Source organism: Streptomyces sp. RG80, from assembly GCF_040446465.1.
In the GTDB taxonomy this organism is placed as follows: Bacteria; Actinomycetota; Actinomycetes; order Streptomycetales; family Streptomycetaceae; genus Streptomyces.
This window is the reverse complement of sequence record NZ_JBEAAJ010000011.1, coordinates 206,159-221,697: the sequence shown is the minus strand read 5'-3', so window position 1 is coordinate 221,697 and position 15,539 is coordinate 206,159. Positions and strand designations below refer to the sequence as shown.

Genomic DNA, 15,539 nt, shown 5'->3' with positions numbered 1-15,539 from the left:
ATCCGCAGCACCGCGACAACGAAAGAGAGAACCCTGTGACCGCGTTCAAGGACGAAGCCGTCACCAGCGACGCCCTGCGCCGCACGCTCGGCGTCAGCCGCCGCCGTTTCCTCTCCACCTGCACGGCCGTCACCGGGGCGGCGATCGCCGCCCCGGTCTTCGGCGCCGCGCCGGCCCTGGCGCAGGACAGATCAGCAGCCTCCGGCGGTGACCGAGGCCGCTCCGCTCTGGTCCCGCCGCACAAGCGCGGCATCATCCTCTACACCGTCCGTGACGCCGTCGGCCGCGACCCGCTCGCCTCCGACCTGCCCTCCGGGTTCCGCGAGGTGTTCAAGCAGCTGTCGCGCTTCGGCTACCGCCAGGTGGAGTTCGCCGGCTACGGCCAGCACGCCAACGCGCCCGGCGGCGCCGATCTGGGCACCGTCAAGGGCGCGAAGCTGCTGCGCTCCTGGCTCGACATGTACGGGCTGCGGGCGCAGGGCAGCCACGGCTTCATCCCGCCGTCCTGGCCCCTGACGCCGACCGACCTGGATACCTTCAAGCGCTGGCTGGAGATATCCAACATCCTCGGCATGGAGCACATGGGCACCGGCGCCGACCCCGTCAACACCCCCTACCGGGCCGACTGGGACGTCGCCGCGCAGAAGTGGAACACCCTGGGCGCCATCGCCCGCCGCGAGGGCATCAAGCTCTACACCCACAACCACGACAGCGCCTACGACTTCCTGCTCGACGGCGGCCCGCTCGACGCCCAGGGCCGGCCGACCCGCAGCTCCGGCATCCGCAAGCTGGAGTACTTCCTGAAGACGACGGACCGCAAGAACGTCTATCTGGAACTGGACGTCTTCTGGGCGCACGTGGCCCAGTACAAGTTCCACACGTACACCGCCCACGACGGCTCGCAGCGTGAGGACGTCTTCGACCCGGCCGCACTCGTGGTCCGCAACACCAACCGCTTCCCGCTCTTCCACGCCAAGGACGGTGTCGTCAACCTCCAGAGCGGGCTGGGCTACGACATGGTGCCGTTCGGCACGGGCGACATCGACTACCGGAAGTTCTTCACCCGGGTGGGGGCGAAGAACTACCACAACCCGATGGTCGAGCAGGACAACGCGCCCAGCGCGAGCGTTCCCGGCCAGTCCCTGGACTTCGCCCGCATCGGCTACGACAACCTCGCGGCCCTGCGCGCCCGCCACTGACGGAGCGTCACCCGTAGTGCCCGCCCGGCGCTCTGGCGTCGGGCGGGTCCCCCGGTATGCCCGAAAAGAGCAAAAACTCCGGGACAATCTTTCCTCGAAAAGATTGAAACTTTGTCCTTGACGAGTTGAAAGTGGGCGCCCTAGCGTCCAACTCACGCATTTCGCCCGGCTGTTCACCCGCTGGCCAGACCGAAGGAGTTCTGAGTGCGCAACAGACGGATCGTCACCCTCGTGGGGGCGGCTGCGCTGGCCGGAGCCATCGGGCTCACGCCGCTCTCCCCAGCCCAGGCCGCCAAGTCGGACCCCGCACCGCCGGCGGCGTCGGACTTCCAGAAGGTCACCCTCAACGACCGCCCGGGCGAGCCCATGGCCCTGGCCGTCCTGCCCGACCGGCGGGTGCTGCACACCGCGCGCACCGGCGAGGTCCGCATCCACGACCCCAAGAGCGGCGTGAACTTCCTCGCCGCCGACATGAAGAAGAGCCCCGCCGGGCTCTACCAGCACGACGAAGAGGGCGTGCAGGGCATCGCCATCGACCCCGCCTTCGCCAAGAACCACTGGGTCTACCTCTACTACTCGCCCCGCCTGGACACCCCCATGGACGACCCGGCCACCCCGGGCGTCAACGAAGGCGACGCCCCGCAGTTCGGCACGGCAGCCGACTTCGCCAAGTACAAGGGCGTCACCCGGCTGTCGCGGTTCAAGCTCGAGGGCAACAAGCTCAACTACGCCAGCGAACAGAAGATCCTCGACGTGCCGGCCGACCGGGGCATCTGCTGCCACGTCGGCGGCAAGATCGACTTCGATGGCAAGGGCAACCTGTTCCTGTCGACCGGTGACGACTCCAACCCGTTCTCCTCCGACGGCTACGCCCCGATCGACGACCGCGCCGACCGCAACCCCGCCTACGACGCGCGGCGCACCGCCGGCAACACCAACGACCTGCGCGGCAAGGTCCTGCGCATCAAGGCCAAGTCCAACGGCGGCTATTCCATACCGAAGGGCAACCTCTTCGCACCCGGCACCGCGAAGACCCGCCCCGAGATCTACGCCATGGGCCTGCGCAACCCGTTCCGCTTCGGAGTGGACGACAAGACCGGCGAGATCTACGTCGGCGACTACTCACCCGACGCCAACACCGCCAACCCGGGCCGCGGCCCCGCAGGCCAGGGCCGCTGGATGGTCATCGACCGCCCCGCCAACTACGGCTGGCCGTTCTGCGTGACCCCGGACATGCCCTACCAGGACTACGACTTCGCCACCCAGACCTCCAGCGGCGCCTTCGACTGCGCCAAGCCCGTCAACGACTCGCGCCACAACACCGGCCGCAGCCAGCTGCCCCCGGTCGAGGACTCCGAGATCGTCTACGGCTACGGAGCCTCCGCGGAGTTCCCCGAACTCGGCACCGGCGGAATCGGCCCCATGGGCGGCCCGGCGTACCGCTACGACAAGCACAACAAGGCCCAGAACCGCTGGCCCCAGTACTTCGACGGCAAGCCGCTCTTCTACGAGTGGACCCGCGACCAGATGAAGGCCATCACCCTCGGCAAGAAGAACGAGGTCCTGAAGATCGAGGACGCCATTCCCTCGATCAAGACGGACGGCCCGATCGACGTCGAGTTCGGCCCCGACGGCGCCCTGTACGTCCTGGAGTACGGCACCGGCTACTTCGCGGAACTGCCCGAGGCCCAGCTCTCCCGCATCGACTTCACCCGGGGCAACCGCACCCCGGAGCCCAAGGTCGCCGCCGACGTCGTCAACGGCACCAACCCGCTGACGGTCCAGTTCTCCAGCGCCGGCACCAAGGACGCCGACGGTGACGCCCTGCGCTACGCCTGGGACTTCGACGCCGACGGCACCGTCGACTCCCGGGAGGCCAACCCGAAGCACACCTTCACCGACAACGCCGTCTACGACGCCACGCTGAAGGTCACCGACAGCACCGGCCGTTCGGCCTCCGCGTCCGTACCCGTCGTGGTCGGCAACAAGGCGCCGGTCGTCTCCCTCACCACCGACCCCGCTCCGCACGGCGGCACGCCGTTCCACTGGGGCGACACGGTCACCTGGCAGGTCACGGTCACCGACGACCAGCCTGTGGACTGCTCCAAGGTCTCCGTCTCGTTCATCCTCGGCCACGACTCGCACGGCCACCCGCTCTCCACGAGCAGCGGCTGCTCCGGATCGTTCGTGACCTTCTTGGACGGCGGTCACAGCGGGTCCGATAACCTCAAGGCGGTCTTCAACGCCACCTACAAGGACACGCCCCCGGAGGGCCTGCCGTCCCTCTCGGGCAGCGCTGAGGTCGCTCTGACGCCGGAGGACTGACCGGCGACGACAGCACGGCGGGGCGCCCCCCTCGGGGAGCGCCCCGTCGTCGTGAGCAACATCCGGGCAGGCTTCTCACTCCGCGAACCGGCGCGGGGAGGGCGCGCCGGAGTCCGGGCCGAGCGGGGTGTCTCCGCGCAGGGTGATGCGGTGCATCACACGGTGCTGGTCGCCGTAGTCACGGTTGGCGTAGTGCGCCGTGCTGCGGTTGTCCCACAGGGCGACGTCACCCGCCCGCCAGCGATGCCGTACGACGTGCTCCGGCTTGGTGAGGTGGGCGTAGGATGTCGAGGAGACCGCGGCTCTCGTGTTCCGAGACGCCGACGATGTGCGAGGTGAACCCCGGGTTCACGAACAGGCCCTTGCGGCCGCTCTCCGGGTGCACCCGCACCACCGGGTGCTCCACCGGCGTCAGTTCGGTGAACACCTCGCCCTCCCAGAGGTTGCCCTTGCCCTGTCTGCGCTGGGCCAGGTAGTAGCCGAACTCGCGGCTGCCGTCATGGACGGCGGTCAACGTGTCGATGTGCGCCCGCAGCCCGGGGGACAGGGACTCGTAGGCGAGCTGGCTGTCGGCCCAGTTGGTGTCAGCGCCGGTGGGCGGCAGGACGACGGCTCGCAGGACCGAGATGGCCGGCGGCCGCCGCACGAACGTCACGTCCGTGTGCCACACGTCGGCGAACCCGTTGTCCTGGCTGTCCAGCGAGTACACCTCGGGGGCCACGGCGCCGGAGTCGTGGACCGGATGCCCGACGGTGACCTCGCCCAGGCGGCGGCCGAACTCGATCTGAGCCCGGTCGTCCAGACCGTGCTGGCCGCGTACGAACAGCACCTTGTACGTCACCAGAGCCTCGCGCAGCGCCAGCACCTGGCCGTCGTCGAGCGTGGCGAGGTCGATGTCGTGGAGCTCGGCTCCGAAGCTCGGGCCGAGGGGGACGATCGGCAGTCCGGTCACGGCCGGACGGTCGCTGAGGATGCTCACGGACAAGTTCCTTTCCGGGCACGGGAGTAGAGGGTTCAGGCCGCCGCGGCGGCCTTGACGGCGTGGGACACCTGAGCGCGCAGTTCGGCGAACTCGGGGGAGTTGCGCAGCTCTTCGGCGTCGATGTCGCCGCGCGGCAGGGTGATCGGCAGGTCCAGGGCCACGGTTCCGGGGCTCTTGGTCAGCACCACGATGCGGGAGCCGAGGAACACCGCCTCCTCGGCGGAGTGGGTCACGAACACCGCGGTCCGGCCGGTGCGTTCGGTGACCGGCGCACGTCCTCCTGGAGCCGCTCCCTGGTCAGGGCGTCCAGCGCGGCGAACGGCTCGTCCAGCAGCAGGAGCGGGTTCTCGGCGGCCAGGGCCCGGGCGATGGCGACGCGTTGCTGCTGACCGCCGGAGATCTCCCAGGTGCGCCGCTTCTCGGTGCCCTCCAGGCCGACCCGGGCCAGCAACTCCGCCCGGCGCTCGGGCCATTGGGCGCGCTCGACACCCGCGTACCGCAGCGCCAGGTCGATGTTGCCGCGCACGGTTTGCCACGGGAAGAGCCGAGGCGACTGGAAGACCACACCGGCCGACTCGCCGGGCCGGGGCGCGGTGCCGGACACCAGTACCGAGCCCTGCGTGGGGCGTTCGAAGCCGGCGATCAGCCGCAGTAGCGTGCTCTTGCCGCAGCCGGAGGCGCCCACCAGGACCAGGAACTCCCCGGCCGGGACGGTCAGATCGACCGGACCGACCGCGGTGAAGGTCGCGTCGCCGCGCCCGTATTGGTGGGTGACCTGGTCGACGCGGACGGCGCCGGCGCGCTCGGTGCCCGGCTCCCGCGCGGCTGCGGTGATCTCACTTGAGGACATCGGACAGCCCCTCCAGGTAGAACGCCTTGCGGACGGCGTCCTTGGACGGCGCGGCCTCGATCTGCTTCTGGTCGGCGAGGAAGGCGGCGGTGTCGGTGACGTAGGTGAGCAGCTTGCCCGGGCCGCTGTCGCTGCCCAACCAGTCGGCGGAGACGACCTGTTCGGGGGTGAGGAAGACACCTTGCGCGAGCTGCGCCTTGGCATCGGCCGCACTGATGTTGATCTCGGCCGCGACCGCCTCGACCGAACCCTGCGGATCGGACTTGAGTAGCCGCAGCGCCTCGGCCTGCGCCTTGCGCCAGGCGGCGATCGCCTTCGGGTCGCGGGCGATCAGCTCGTCCGACACGACGGCCAGGTCGAGGGTCGGCTTGCCCGCGGCGCCGATCTCCTTGCTGCTGGTGAGCTGGTTGCCGGTCTTGCGCAGCTCGTCCAGGGTGGGCAGCCAGACGTAGGCGGCATCGATGTCACCTCGCTGCCAGGCGGCGAGGATCGGCTGCGGCTGGAGGTCGATGAGCTGCACGTTGGACGCGGAGAGACCCGCCGCTTCCAGTGCCGCCAGCAGACTGTAGTGGGAGGTCGAGGCGAACGGGGTGGCGATCTTCTTGCCCTTGAGCCCGGCCACGTCGGTGATCCCGGTGGCCTTGCGTGCCACGAGGGCCTCGTTCTCGCCCGCGACGTCGAGGATCCACGCCACCTTGTACGGGATGGGTGAACTGCCGGAGACACCGCGGGCGAACGGGCTGGAGCCGAGCGCGGCGATGTCGAGGGACTTGCCGATGAAGGCCTGGTTGACGCTGGCACCGGAGTCGAACTTGATCCATTTGATCGTGTACTCCGGCAGTGCCTTCTCGAGCAGCTTTCTGTCCTTCACGATCAAGTCGCCGCTGGGGAAGGCGAAGTAGCCGATGCGCAGCTGCTTGGAACCGCCGGAGGTCGAGGCCGCACTGTCGGCGGAGCAGCCGGTTACGGCCGCGGACAGACCGGCCAGGGCGCCGGCGAGGAGCAGACGACGGGAGGGGCCTTGGGGGACACGGGACATGGCGGTGCCGTTTCTGTGCGAGGAGTGGAAGCGGGACTGACTACGCGAGTTGGAGACGGACGTGCGCCCGAGGGCTTACGCGCGACCGCGCCACGGCACGGCCACACGTTCCAGGCGCAGCAGCAGGCCGTCGATGATCAGGCCGGAGGCACCGATGGCGATGATGCCTACGACGACGACCGGGGTGTTGTTGTAGTTGGCGGCGTCCTTGACCATGCCGCCGATGCCCGGCAGACCGTTGACCAACTCGGCTGCGACCAGGGAGGAGTAGGCCACGCCCACGGCGAGCCGGATCCCGGTGAGGGTCTCCGGCAGGGCGGAGGGGACGACGACGTCGCGGACCACGTCCCACCGTGACGCGCCCAGCGCGCGGGCGGCTTCGATCAGGTGCTTCGGTACCGCCGCGACGGCCGTGGTGGTGGACACCGCCACGGGCGGGAAGGCGGCCACGGCCAGCAACGTGATCTTCGGTGACTCGTCGATGCCCAGCCAGATGATGAGCAGGGAGAAGTAGGCCAGTGGCGGCAGCGTGCGCAGGAAGGTGATCCAGGGCTCGAAGAGCGAACGCATCCAGCCGACGGTGCCCATGAGCAGGCCGAAGACCACGCCGGTGGCGATGCCGATACCGGCACCGAGCGCGATGCGCCGCAGGCTGATGCCCAGATGCTCGATGAGAGTGGTGCCGTTGTAGCCGCGCACGCCGTCATGCGTGGTGGACACGTCGATGAACGCCTCCCACACCTTGGCCGGTGGCGGCACCAGGGTCGCGCTCCATGTCCCGCTCGCCGCGAGCAGCTGCCACAGGACGAGGAAGACGAGGAGCGAACCGAACGGCAAAGCGCCATGGCGCAGACGGCTCCACGAGCTCCGTGCCGGGGTGGTCTGAGCGGAAGTGGTCGACACAGGCGTCCTTCCAGGGTGCCTGGGCGCGAGCGGCAGTGGCCGGCCGACAGGAGCGGGTCGGCCGCGAGCGCGAGGCGATACCGAACGGGGAAGGGGCGCACCCGCGTGAGGGCGCGACAACCGCCCTCACGCGGGTGGATTCACCGCGGGGAAGGGCGTGTCAGGAGACTCGGATCAAAGACAACACGAGCCCGCGCGTCGGCACAGGTCGATGACCAGGCGTCGCACCAACAGGCGTCCCACGTTGTGGAACGCGATGCCCACTCCGGCGGGTTGTCGCCCGTGCGGTCTTGTGGCGTCATCTTACTAACTTGTAAGTTAGAAGCATGACGACACACGTGATCGACCCGGCCGCTGCCGACATCCGCGCGTTGGAGGAGTTCAGCGCCCGCTGGGAGCAGGCCTGGAACACACACGACGGTGACGCCGTGGCGGCGATGTGCGCGCAGGGCCTCGTCTACGACGAGCCCGCGCTGGGCCGGACGGCGTACGGCCCGGACGCCATCCGTGCCTTCGTGGGACAGATGGCGCAGACCTTCCCCGACTACTCGTTCACGCGCACGGGGTTGTACGGCGAAGTGACCCGGCGCGCGGTGCTGGTCGCGTGGCGCTTCTCGGGCACCCACGCGGGGACCGGCCGTCGCGTCGAATTCCATGGCGACGACCGCCTGGAACTGGGCGAGGACGGGCTGATCGAGGCGTATCGGTGCCTGTACGACAACCGCTTCGTCGTGAGGCAGATCAACGGCGAGGTGACCGCAGCGTGACGGGGCCCGCCGCCCCGCGCAAGCCTGCCGCGCAGCGGCGCGCGGAGATCCTCCGAGCCGCCGACACGGAGTTCGCCGCGAACGGCCTGGCGGGAGCCCGGCTGGAAGCCATCGCCGCGCGGGTAGGTGTATCGCACCCGCGCATCGTGCAGATGTTCGGCACCAAGCGGAGCCTGTTCCTGGAGGTCGTGCACGCCGCGTTCGACAGGATCGAGGCGACCTTCGAAGACGCCGAACCGTCACTCATCGCCCTCGGTGACGCCTACGGGCGGCTGCTCCAGAGCGAACGCACCGTGGGACTCGTCGTCATGCAGGGCTACGCCGCCTCGGCGGACGAGGCCGTACGCGAGGCGGTGGGCCGACGGCACCTGGAACTCCAGCAGTTGGTCGCCCGGCTGTCGGGCGCGGACATGCTCCAGGTGCGTACCTTCTTCGCGACCGGACTGGTCCTGACGGTCACCCTCCTGCTCGAGCTGCCCGACCTACGCGCCGACACAGCCTGGAGCGCCTGGATCCTCGGACTCGCCGCCCCGTCCGGAGAGGCCCCGTAGGACACAGCACCTGCGTTACCGCGCCCCCAGCGACTCACTGTCCGGAGCGGTCGTCCACGCGAACCCGTCCGGGTCGGTGAAGGACCCGGCGTCGGCGTCGACGGTGAGCCGGTGGGAGCCGGTGCCGTCGGGAGAGACTCCGGCGACCTTGGCCAGGCCCCGGCGCTTGTACAGCGCCAGCTTGACCGCTCCCGACCCGGTGGCGAACTCGACGTACTTGCTGCCGAAGCTCTTCGCCACGGCGAGTCCGTGATCGACGTAGAACCGCTTGCTCTGAGCCATGTCCTCGACTCCCAGCAGCAGCACGATCTCGTCGACCTGCCGGGTGGCCGGGCCGGTGTCCTTCTTCGACGACGAGGCGATCTGCCAGATCGTGCCGTCCGGAGCCTGTACGACGCCCCCGTAGCCCCAGAGCGACTTGGCGGCGGGCTTGAGCGTCGTGGCACCGGCGTCCACGGCGGCATCGACGAGGGCGTTGACGTTGGCCGGCTGGGCCACCACGAGCGACAGCGTGAACCCGCGGAAGCCGGTCGTCGGCGCCTGCGAGGCCCGCAGGCGGATCTGGCCGCCCAGGCCGAAGGCCTTGGTGTAGAACTCGTCGGCGGCGGCGAGGTCGGCCACTTCAAGGGTGATGGAAGCGATGGAAGTCATGCTGATGACGTTAGGTGCGGCCCCCCGCCCGACGCTTCTCGAATCCTGACCGACCCGATTGCCGGCGGCACCGACCTCGATGTCGTCTCGTCGATGTCCCAGGCACGTGAGTCACCGGTAGGATCCGCGGGTTGTCTCAACGGGGAGGGACCATGACCGAAGGTCGGAACACGATCGACAACGGCGGGGAGAGTGCCGCCGGTATCGGGACCGAGGCGGCGGTGCAACTGGTGTACCGCCCGCAACCCGCCGACACCTTGGTCGGCCTGCGGGTCCGGCAGCGGATCAAGCGGTGGGGGCTGGTGCTGCGGAGCGTGTTTCTCGTGCTGTGGGTGGGACAGTGGCTGCTGGTCACCCTCAGTCGCGGCAGTGTGGATGTGATCTCCACCGTTCTGTTCCTGCTGGTCGTTCTGCTGGTGGGCGGCTATCCGCGTCTGCAGGCCGCGCAGGTGCAGCGCATCGTCGGAGGACAGGGCGAGTACCGCACGGTCGTGTCCGACGCCGGCATCAGCACCACCAACGACCACAGCACGCTCATCCAGAAGTGGTCCGTCCTGCGGGGCTACCGAGAAGCGCCAGGCCATTTCGTCCTGCTCAGTCGGGACCCCAACATCCTGTGCCTCGAGGTCCTGCCCAAGCACGGGCTGAGCACGCCCGAGGACGTCGACCGGCTGCGTGCCCTCTTGGACCGCCACTCCGTCCGTGTGTGAGGTACGAGGCCAGAGTCAGGGTGGGGAGGTCCGCGGAGGTAGGTGATCCGTCCAACCCCCTTTGAGGGGTGGGGATATGACGGAAAATGAGTGTGGCAGGTACATGACGTGCGGGGCTTCCGGGGCATACCATCGCAAGGCCCCGGAGGGGTGGTTGACGGTGCGTCCGGCCCCACCGGACCACCCGTGCCGCTCCTTCGCGTACCCGGCCCCGCCGGGGCCGGAATCCCCCCACGGATGAAGGAGCAGCAATGCCCCTCGGCACATGGCTCAAGGCAGGCACGTCCGCCGCGGCGCTCGTCCTCGCCATGGCGAGCGCCGCGACCGCCGCCCCCACGAGCGAACCGCCCAGCGCACAGGCGGCAGCGGTGACCCTTCGCTACGACGACAGCCGAGCCGGAGGCTGGGAAGCCGCGATCGCGGCCGGAGTCGCCTCATGGAACGCCAACGTGAGCAACGTCAGACTGGTGGAAGCGGCACCCGGCGCCGGGGCCGAAATCGTGATCGTCGCCACCACCGGCTGGCCGCAGGCCACACTCGGCCCCGTTCGTCCGGGCCGTCAGGTCCGCGTGGAACTCGGCAGCCAGGCCGTGAGCCAGGGCTACGACAAGACCCGGATCGCCGCCCACGAGCTGGGTCACAGCCTCGGCCTGCCGGACACCAAACCCGGCCCCTGCTCTCAACTGATGTCGGGGTCGAGCGCCGGCACGGCCTGCACCAACGCCGTACCCAACGCGACCGAGCGGTCCCGCGTACAGTCCGCCTACGCCGGCGGCGTCGCCGCACTGGCACTCACTGACGGTCGGACCCTCATCGACGCACCCTGAGCACACTGTCACGGCCGTAGCCGTCCTAGCCGATGCCGCTGATGAGCCTTGAGCGCTCGGCTCTGCGTAGGGAGGTCTGAGCAAGTACCCCTACTCACTTGAGTACGCGCACTCACGTGGAGGCGGTGGCTTGCTCGAAAGACTCGGGGCATGAGACCAACCGCTGCACTCACCGGCATGGCTGCCCGCTCCCCGCGTCGCCCGGGGCCCACCCTTGCGATAGCAGCCTTCGCAGTGCTGGCGCTCGCCGCCTGTGGCACCGAGGAGACGGGCGCCGGCGGATCGCGAAGCAACTCCGCCGACTCCGCCGAAGCCCAGTCCGGCGCCGCCTTCACGAAGATGCTGAACCAGGTCGCGCAGCAGTGCCCCCCGAGCGCCGCGCCAGAGCCGCCGCCGTCCGGTCCGGCGGAGCCGTTGCCGTCCGGGGCGACAGCGCCGAGTGATGCGATCGAGCCGATCGCCCCCACGGCAGGGCCGGAGGTGGAGTTGAACGCTCGCGACTGGTGCGCGAGCAACCTCCATGAAGAGCGCATCACCCAGGCGCTCTGGGATCTGGCGGATCCCACCCCCACCAAGGTCAGGAAGATCCTGAACGACCTCGGTTACATCGACGAGCGGATCCACGACGTCAAGCAGTCCGGCACGACCACGCGGTTCTTTCTCGACCTGCGCGACCAAGGCGGCCGGCTCTGCCTGGACGGCTCGGCGGCCGGCGAGCAGACCGTCGTCGACAAGTGCGTAGCCCCCGCGACCGGCCCGTTCACACCTGGAGAACGGCAACTTTGATCCGTGGGACTTCGTGCGGCGCGCCCCGCGAGGTGGGGGGTTGAGCTTGTACCCCCCATAAGCCCGACCTGTCACGCCTGGCGCAGGAGCGGTTGTCTGGAATCGCGACTCGGTCACGACACTACCGACCGTCGCGCATCTTCCCGCACCGACCGGATATGAGGTCAACTCCATGGAACGTCGCAAAGCGCTCGGCCTGATCGCGGCCACCGGCGCCGCTGCCGCCTCCTTCACGGCTACGCCCGCCTTCGGCGCGGAGGCCGGCCGTTCGACCGGTCAGGGCGGCTACACCTTCGCGCTGGACAAGAGCGTCAGGCGGACTTCGGTGCGGTTCAGGAACCGCTACGGCATCGAACTCGCAGCCGACCTCTACGTACCGAGGAACGTCAGGGGCAAGCTGCCCGCCCTGGCGGTCAGCGGCCCGTTCGGCGCGGTCAAGGAACAGGTCTCGGGTCTCTACGCCAACGAGTTCGCCCGTCGCGGCTACATCGCCCTCGCGTTCGACCCCTCCTTCACCGGGGAGAGCGGCGGCCGGGTGCGTGACGTGGGTTCGCCCGACATCAACACCGAGGACTGGAGTGCCGCCGTCGACTTCCTCGGCCTGCAGAAGATGGTCGACCGTGAGCGGATCGGCGCGCAGGGCATCTGCGGCCTGAGCGGTATGGCACTCACCGCGGCGGCCGCCGACAGCCGTATCAAGGCGGTCGCCACGGCCGCGATGTACGACATGTCGCGCGCCATGTCCCGCGGTTACCAGGACTACTACACGCGTGAGCAGCGCCAGAAGGTCGTGGACCACCTCAGCCGGCAGCGCTGGATCGACGCGGAGAACGGCACCTACGCGCGGCTCTCCGCAGAGGTCCCGTTCGACGAGAACGGCAACGTCGCCCCCTCCGACCGCGGTCTGCCCGAGACCCTCCCGGCGGACGCCGACCCGATCACGACGATGTTCTTCAACTACTACCGCACCAGGCGCGGTTACCACCCGCGCTCGGTCAATTCCACCACCGCATGGACCGGGACCACGCCGATGTCGTTCTTCGCCTTCCAGCAGATGACGAACATCGACCTGCTCGCGCCCCGCAAGGCCCTTCTGGTGACCGGTTCCGAGGCGCACTCCCGCTACTACTCCGAGGACGTCCAGAAGATGGCGCCCGGCACCATCGACCTCCTGGTCGTCCCCGGCGCGGACCACGTCGACCTGTACGACCGCAAGGACATCATCCCCTTCGGCAAGCTCGACGAGTTCTTCACCAAGAACCTCGCCTGACCGGAAGCGGCGCCCTCCGGCAGGCCGGCACAGCCGACCTTTCGACAAGGGTCGGGCGTGTTGCGGCGGCTGGGGGGCATTCGCACAGAACACGGGCGACGAGCCCTGACCCGAAGGGAAACTCCCTATGTTGGCCATCGTCTCCGCAGTCCTGTTCTTCATCGCTTTCCTGATCAATGCCGCTGACATCTCGACCAACGACACCTTCAGCTCGACCAACGTGATGCTTCTCGGACTGACCGCGCTCGCCCTGCACCTCGCGGGCATCGGCAGCGGCTGGTCGCGCGGCGGCCGCAGGCGCTGACGCCGATGCCGTCGAGCACGCCGGTGCCCACGGCCTCGCGCGGCGTATCCTGCGCTCGTGCAGCTGCGCTTCGAGATACGCCGGTCAGACTCGCCGTGGGTCGACAGCGTGTGGACCTGCACCAGCGAGCAGGTCACGACGATGACGTCCGTCGCGGCGGTGCGCTGGGGCCTGGTGTTCTGGGAGCAGGACGGCCGGTCCTACGCGGCCGTCACCGGCCCCGAGACCCGGACGAGCACGGCACCGGTCCCGGAGGGCGCTGTCTTCACCGGCATCGACTTCGCCGTGGGCACCTCGCTGCGGGCCCTGCCCACACCGGAGCTGGTCGACGGCGGCGTCGAGCTCCCCGACACCACGCGCCGGACGTTCCGGCTGGACGGTGCGCGCTGGCAGACCCCGGGCTCCGATGACGCCGAGGCTCTGGTGGAGCGACTGGTCCAGGCCGGGATCGTGGTGCGTGACCCGCTCGTCGCCGAGGTCCTGCGAGGCCATGACCCGGCCGTGTCGGGGCGGACCGTCGAACGCCGTTTCCGAGCCGCCACCGGCCTGACGCGGGGCGCCGTCCGGCAGATCGAGAGGGCCCGCACGGCGGCGGAGCTGCTGGCGGCCGGAGACACGGCCGTGGACGTCGTAGCCAAGCTCGAGTACTTCGACGAGCCGCACCTCGCCCGGGCGTTGCGCACGTACGTGGGACGTACCGTCGGGCAACTGCGGGAAGCCACGGGCGGCGCGATCGCGCTCGACCTGGATCAGCGCTTGACGTCGTAGATCAGCTTCAGGATCCCGTTGGAGTAGCTCTCCGACTCCCGCAGCGACAGCATCTGCTTGTCACTGTCGGCCCGGTGGAACAGGCTCTTGCCGGCACCGAGCAGGACGGGGAAGACGAGCAGGTTGTACTGGTCGATCAGGCCCGCCTCCGACAGCCGCCGTGCCAGCTCCGCGCTTCCGTGGATGTAGATGGAGCCGCCCTCGCTCTCCTTGAGCTTCGCGATGTCCTCCGTCGTGCGCAGGATCGTCGTCGGCCCCCACCCGTCGACGAGGGCGTCGTCCGACAGAGTGCTCGACACCACGTACTTGGGCAGCTCCTTGTAGGAGGCGTGATCCTCCGAGGCGGGCCAGACCGATGCGAAGGCCTCGTAACTGCGGCGGCCGAACATCAGCGCCGTCGTGTCGGAAAGCTCCTCGCCCTTCAGCGACCAGGCCTCCGGGACGAACTCCAGGTCCCGCACCACCCAGCCACCACTGCGATGCCCTTCCTCGGGCCCGCCGGGCGAGTCCAGAACACCGTCGAGCGACATGAATCCGGTGTAGACCAAGTTTCGCATCTGCTGTCTCCTCATCCCAGGCCGAGCTCCTGGGATCAGGCTAGATCGAGGCCGGACAGACGTCTTGGACAGAAACGACACCGGGCTCGGGACGCCGGCCGGGCTCAGATGCGTACGACGGCGAAGTCGGGCAGGTCGGGGTAGAGCTGCTGCCTGGTCTCGGTCACACACTCCACGACGACCGGCTCGTCGCGGGCGGTGGCGGCGAAGTCCGTGGCGTTGTGCTCGGTGCCCGACACATGCACCCCGCGGCCCTCGAGGCACGCGCCGACGGCTCGTCTCAGCGGCCGGTCCATGACCTTGCGGTGCGACTCCACGTACGTGGGCTCGATCATCGACAGATGGCCGAGGTTGCAGCGCTGGACCCGGTCGTTGTACGTCGCAGGGTCTCCCGACGGCGTGATGTCGTACAGCAGGCTCAGTCCGTCGATCGGGCTGATCACCGGATCGCCGGTGCGGTAGCCGCTGTCCTCGATGCAGGCGAGGAAGCGCTTGATCGCGGTGCGGTACTCGGCCGCCGTCACCCGGTGGTCCCGCAGTGCCCACTGCTGGCCCGGAAGGGGCACGTCTTCGTTCGCCCCTTGCGCACCGCTGTCGGTGGTGCCGGGGGAGCAGGCCGCCACCGCGACTGCCGTCAGCAGCGCGGTGGCGAGGAGGCGGAAGCGCACCCGTCAGCTCCTGGTCACGTTGCACGAGTCGCAGCCCCAGTGCAGCCCGTTGGCGGCCCTGGTGGTGGACGTGTGCGAGGTGTAGGCGTTCTCGCTCGACCCGTAGGCGCGAGGCGTCCACCAGCCGGTGCCGTACTCGATGGCCGAGCTCAGCCGGCCGCTGCAGTCGCCGCTCTGCTTGCGGGTCTGGGCCCAGTTGTAGCTGCCGGTGAACCCGCTCGAGACGTAGTTCGTCCCACAGGAGCGGTTCACCGCCCGGTTGTTGCCGAGTGCCTCCGCGGACGGCGCCGCGAGGGTCGAGAGCAGGATGGCGAGGACTCCGGTCGCCGCCACCTTCGAAAGCCGTTTGCCCGCGAGAATTCGTCCCATCACTTCTCCTCCT

The 15,539-nt window shown here is 69.2% G+C and carries 16 protein-coding genes and 2 pseudogenes; 10 read left to right on the top strand and 8 right to left on the bottom strand.

Annotation, left to right across the window (positions count from 1 at the left end):
* The first annotated feature begins 35 nt into the window (after positions 1–35).
* Together ABKA17_RS35720 and ABKA17_RS35715 are read left to right on the top strand one after the other, a co-directional pair.
* Positions 36–1,199 (top strand): sugar phosphate isomerase/epimerase family protein, encoded by a 1,164-nt coding sequence (locus ABKA17_RS35720; RefSeq protein ID WP_353696500.1) that lies wholly within the window; start codon positions 36–38, stop codon positions 1,197–1,199.
* Positions 1,200–1,403: 204 nt separating this feature from the next.
* Positions 1,404–3,524 (top strand): PQQ-dependent sugar dehydrogenase, encoded by a 2,121-nt coding sequence (locus ABKA17_RS35715; protein WP_353696499.1) that lies wholly within the window; start codon positions 1,404–1,406, stop codon positions 3,522–3,524.
* 75 nt (positions 3,525–3,599) lie between these two features.
* Here ABKA17_RS35715 and ABKA17_RS35710 read toward each other — a convergent pair.
* From ABKA17_RS35710 to ABKA17_RS35695, 4 genes and pseudogenes are all read right to left on the bottom strand, one after another.
* Positions 3,600–4,503, bottom strand: a pseudogene (locus tag ABKA17_RS35710) (TauD/TfdA dioxygenase family protein).
* A 35-nt stretch (positions 4,504–4,538) separates the two neighbouring features.
* A pseudogene (locus ABKA17_RS35705) lies at positions 4,539–5,356 on the bottom strand (ABC transporter ATP-binding protein).
* Positions 5,343–6,395: a taurine ABC transporter substrate-binding protein gene (locus ABKA17_RS35700; RefSeq protein WP_353696498.1), complete on the bottom strand. Its 1,053-nt coding sequence runs from the start codon at positions 6,393–6,395 to the stop codon at positions 5,343–5,345. Before ABKA17_RS35700 ends, ABKA17_RS35705 begins: the two are co-directional and overlap by 14 nt.
* A 75-nt stretch (positions 6,396–6,470) precedes the next feature.
* Complete coding sequence (locus ABKA17_RS35695; RefSeq protein WP_502994478.1) at positions 6,471–7,298, bottom strand: ABC transporter permease; 828 nt, start codon at positions 7,296–7,298, stop codon at positions 6,471–6,473.
* A 326-nt stretch (positions 7,299–7,624) separates the two neighbouring features.
* Between ABKA17_RS35695 and ABKA17_RS35690 the strand changes: the two genes are divergently transcribed.
* Together ABKA17_RS35690 and ABKA17_RS35685 are read left to right on the top strand one after the other, a co-directional pair.
* Positions 7,625–8,065 carry an ester cyclase gene (locus ABKA17_RS35690; RefSeq protein ID WP_353696497.1) on the top strand — a complete coding sequence of 147 codons (441 nt, stop codon included), beginning with the start codon at positions 7,625–7,627 and terminating at the stop codon, positions 8,063–8,065.
* Positions 8,062–8,616: a TetR/AcrR family transcriptional regulator gene (locus ABKA17_RS35685; protein ID WP_353696496.1), complete on the top strand. Its 555-nt coding sequence runs from the start codon at positions 8,062–8,064 to the stop codon at positions 8,614–8,616. The genes ABKA17_RS35690 and ABKA17_RS35685 overlap by 4 nt, the downstream gene beginning before the upstream one ends.
* A 15-nt stretch (positions 8,617–8,631) precedes the next feature.
* Here the strand turns inward: ABKA17_RS35685 and ABKA17_RS35680 are convergent, their stop codons facing one another.
* Positions 8,632–9,267, bottom strand: coding sequence for a glyoxalase (locus ABKA17_RS35680; RefSeq protein ID WP_353696495.1), 636 nt, complete (start codon positions 9,265–9,267; stop codon positions 8,632–8,634).
* Positions 9,268–9,419: 152 nt separating this feature from the next.
* Between ABKA17_RS35680 and ABKA17_RS35675 the strand changes: the two genes are divergently transcribed.
* The 6 genes from ABKA17_RS35675 (at position 9,420) to ABKA17_RS35650 (ending at position 13,932) form a co-directional block, all read left to right on the top strand.
* Positions 9,420–9,977 carry a YcxB family protein gene (locus ABKA17_RS35675; protein WP_353696494.1) on the top strand — a complete coding sequence of 186 codons (558 nt, stop codon included), beginning with the start codon at positions 9,420–9,422 and terminating at the stop codon, positions 9,975–9,977.
* A 251-nt stretch (positions 9,978–10,228) separates the two neighbouring features.
* Positions 10,229–10,804, top strand: a complete 576-nt coding sequence (locus ABKA17_RS35670; protein WP_353696493.1) for a snapalysin family zinc-dependent metalloprotease — start codon at positions 10,229–10,231, stop codon at positions 10,802–10,804.
* A gap of 234 nt (positions 10,805–11,038) precedes the next feature.
* On the top strand, positions 11,039–11,590 hold the full coding sequence (locus ABKA17_RS35665; RefSeq protein ID WP_353696492.1) for a hypothetical protein: 552 nt from the start codon (positions 11,039–11,041) through the stop codon (positions 11,588–11,590).
* A gap of 172 nt (positions 11,591–11,762) precedes the next feature.
* Positions 11,763–12,860, top strand: a complete 1,098-nt coding sequence (locus ABKA17_RS35660) for an alpha/beta hydrolase (protein WP_353696491.1) — start codon at positions 11,763–11,765, stop codon at positions 12,858–12,860.
* Between the two features lie 127 nt (positions 12,861–12,987).
* The gene (locus tag ABKA17_RS35655) at positions 12,988–13,164 is read left to right on the top strand and encodes a hypothetical protein (RefSeq protein WP_169807990.1); all 177 of its coding nucleotides are present in this window, start codon (positions 12,988–12,990) and stop codon (positions 13,162–13,164) included.
* A gap of 57 nt (positions 13,165–13,221) precedes the next feature.
* The gene (locus tag ABKA17_RS35650; protein ID WP_353696490.1) at positions 13,222–13,932 is read left to right on the top strand and encodes a helix-turn-helix domain-containing protein; all 711 of its coding nucleotides are present in this window, start codon (positions 13,222–13,224) and stop codon (positions 13,930–13,932) included.
* On the opposite strand, the gene ABKA17_RS35645 is transcribed toward ABKA17_RS35650, so the two are convergent.
* From ABKA17_RS35645 to ABKA17_RS35635, 3 genes are all read right to left on the bottom strand, one after another.
* Positions 13,914–14,489 carry a dihydrofolate reductase family protein gene (locus tag ABKA17_RS35645; RefSeq protein ID WP_353696489.1) on the bottom strand — a complete coding sequence of 192 codons (576 nt, stop codon included), beginning with the start codon at positions 14,487–14,489 and terminating at the stop codon, positions 13,914–13,916. The two genes, ABKA17_RS35650 and ABKA17_RS35645, sit on opposite strands and share 19 nt — an antisense overlap.
* Before the next feature lie 104 nt (positions 14,490–14,593).
* Positions 14,594–15,157 (bottom strand): hypothetical protein, encoded by a 564-nt coding sequence (locus ABKA17_RS35640; protein WP_353696488.1) that lies wholly within the window; start codon positions 15,155–15,157, stop codon positions 14,594–14,596.
* A gap of 3 nt (positions 15,158–15,160) precedes the next feature.
* Entirely contained in the window at positions 15,161–15,526 is a 366-nt protein-coding gene (locus tag ABKA17_RS35635; protein WP_353696487.1) for a hypothetical protein, read from the bottom strand.
* Positions 15,527–15,539 lie beyond the last annotated feature (13 nt).

What these genes read in the sequence shown, in the direction of transcription:
- ABKA17_RS35635 (WP_353696487.1), bottom strand. Translation starts at nt 15,526, where the DNA reads ATGGGACGAATTCTCGCGGGCAAACGGCTTTCGAAGGTGGCGGCGACC.
- ABKA17_RS35675 (WP_353696494.1), top strand. Translation starts at nt 9,420, where the DNA reads ATGACCGAAGGTCGGAACACGATCGACAACGGCGGGGAGAGTGCCGCC.
- ABKA17_RS35700 (WP_353696498.1), bottom strand. Translation starts at nt 6,395, where the DNA reads ATGTCCCGTGTCCCCCAAGGCCCCTCCCGTCGTCTGCTCCTCGCCGGC.
- ABKA17_RS35690 (WP_353696497.1), top strand. Translation starts at nt 7,625, where the DNA reads ATGACGACACACGTGATCGACCCGGCCGCTGCCGACATCCGCGCGTTG.
- ABKA17_RS35660 (WP_353696491.1), top strand. Translation starts at nt 11,763, where the DNA reads ATGGAACGTCGCAAAGCGCTCGGCCTGATCGCGGCCACCGGCGCCGCT.
- ABKA17_RS35670 (WP_353696493.1), top strand. Translation starts at nt 10,229, where the DNA reads ATGCCCCTCGGCACATGGCTCAAGGCAGGCACGTCCGCCGCGGCGCTC.
- ABKA17_RS35680 (WP_353696495.1), bottom strand. Translation starts at nt 9,267, where the DNA reads ATGACTTCCATCGCTTCCATCACCCTTGAAGTGGCCGACCTCGCCGCC.
- ABKA17_RS35645 (WP_353696489.1), bottom strand. Translation starts at nt 14,489, where the DNA reads ATGCGAAACTTGGTCTACACCGGATTCATGTCGCTCGACGGTGTTCTG.
- ABKA17_RS35655 (WP_169807990.1), top strand. Translation starts at nt 12,988, where the DNA reads ATGTTGGCCATCGTCTCCGCAGTCCTGTTCTTCATCGCTTTCCTGATC.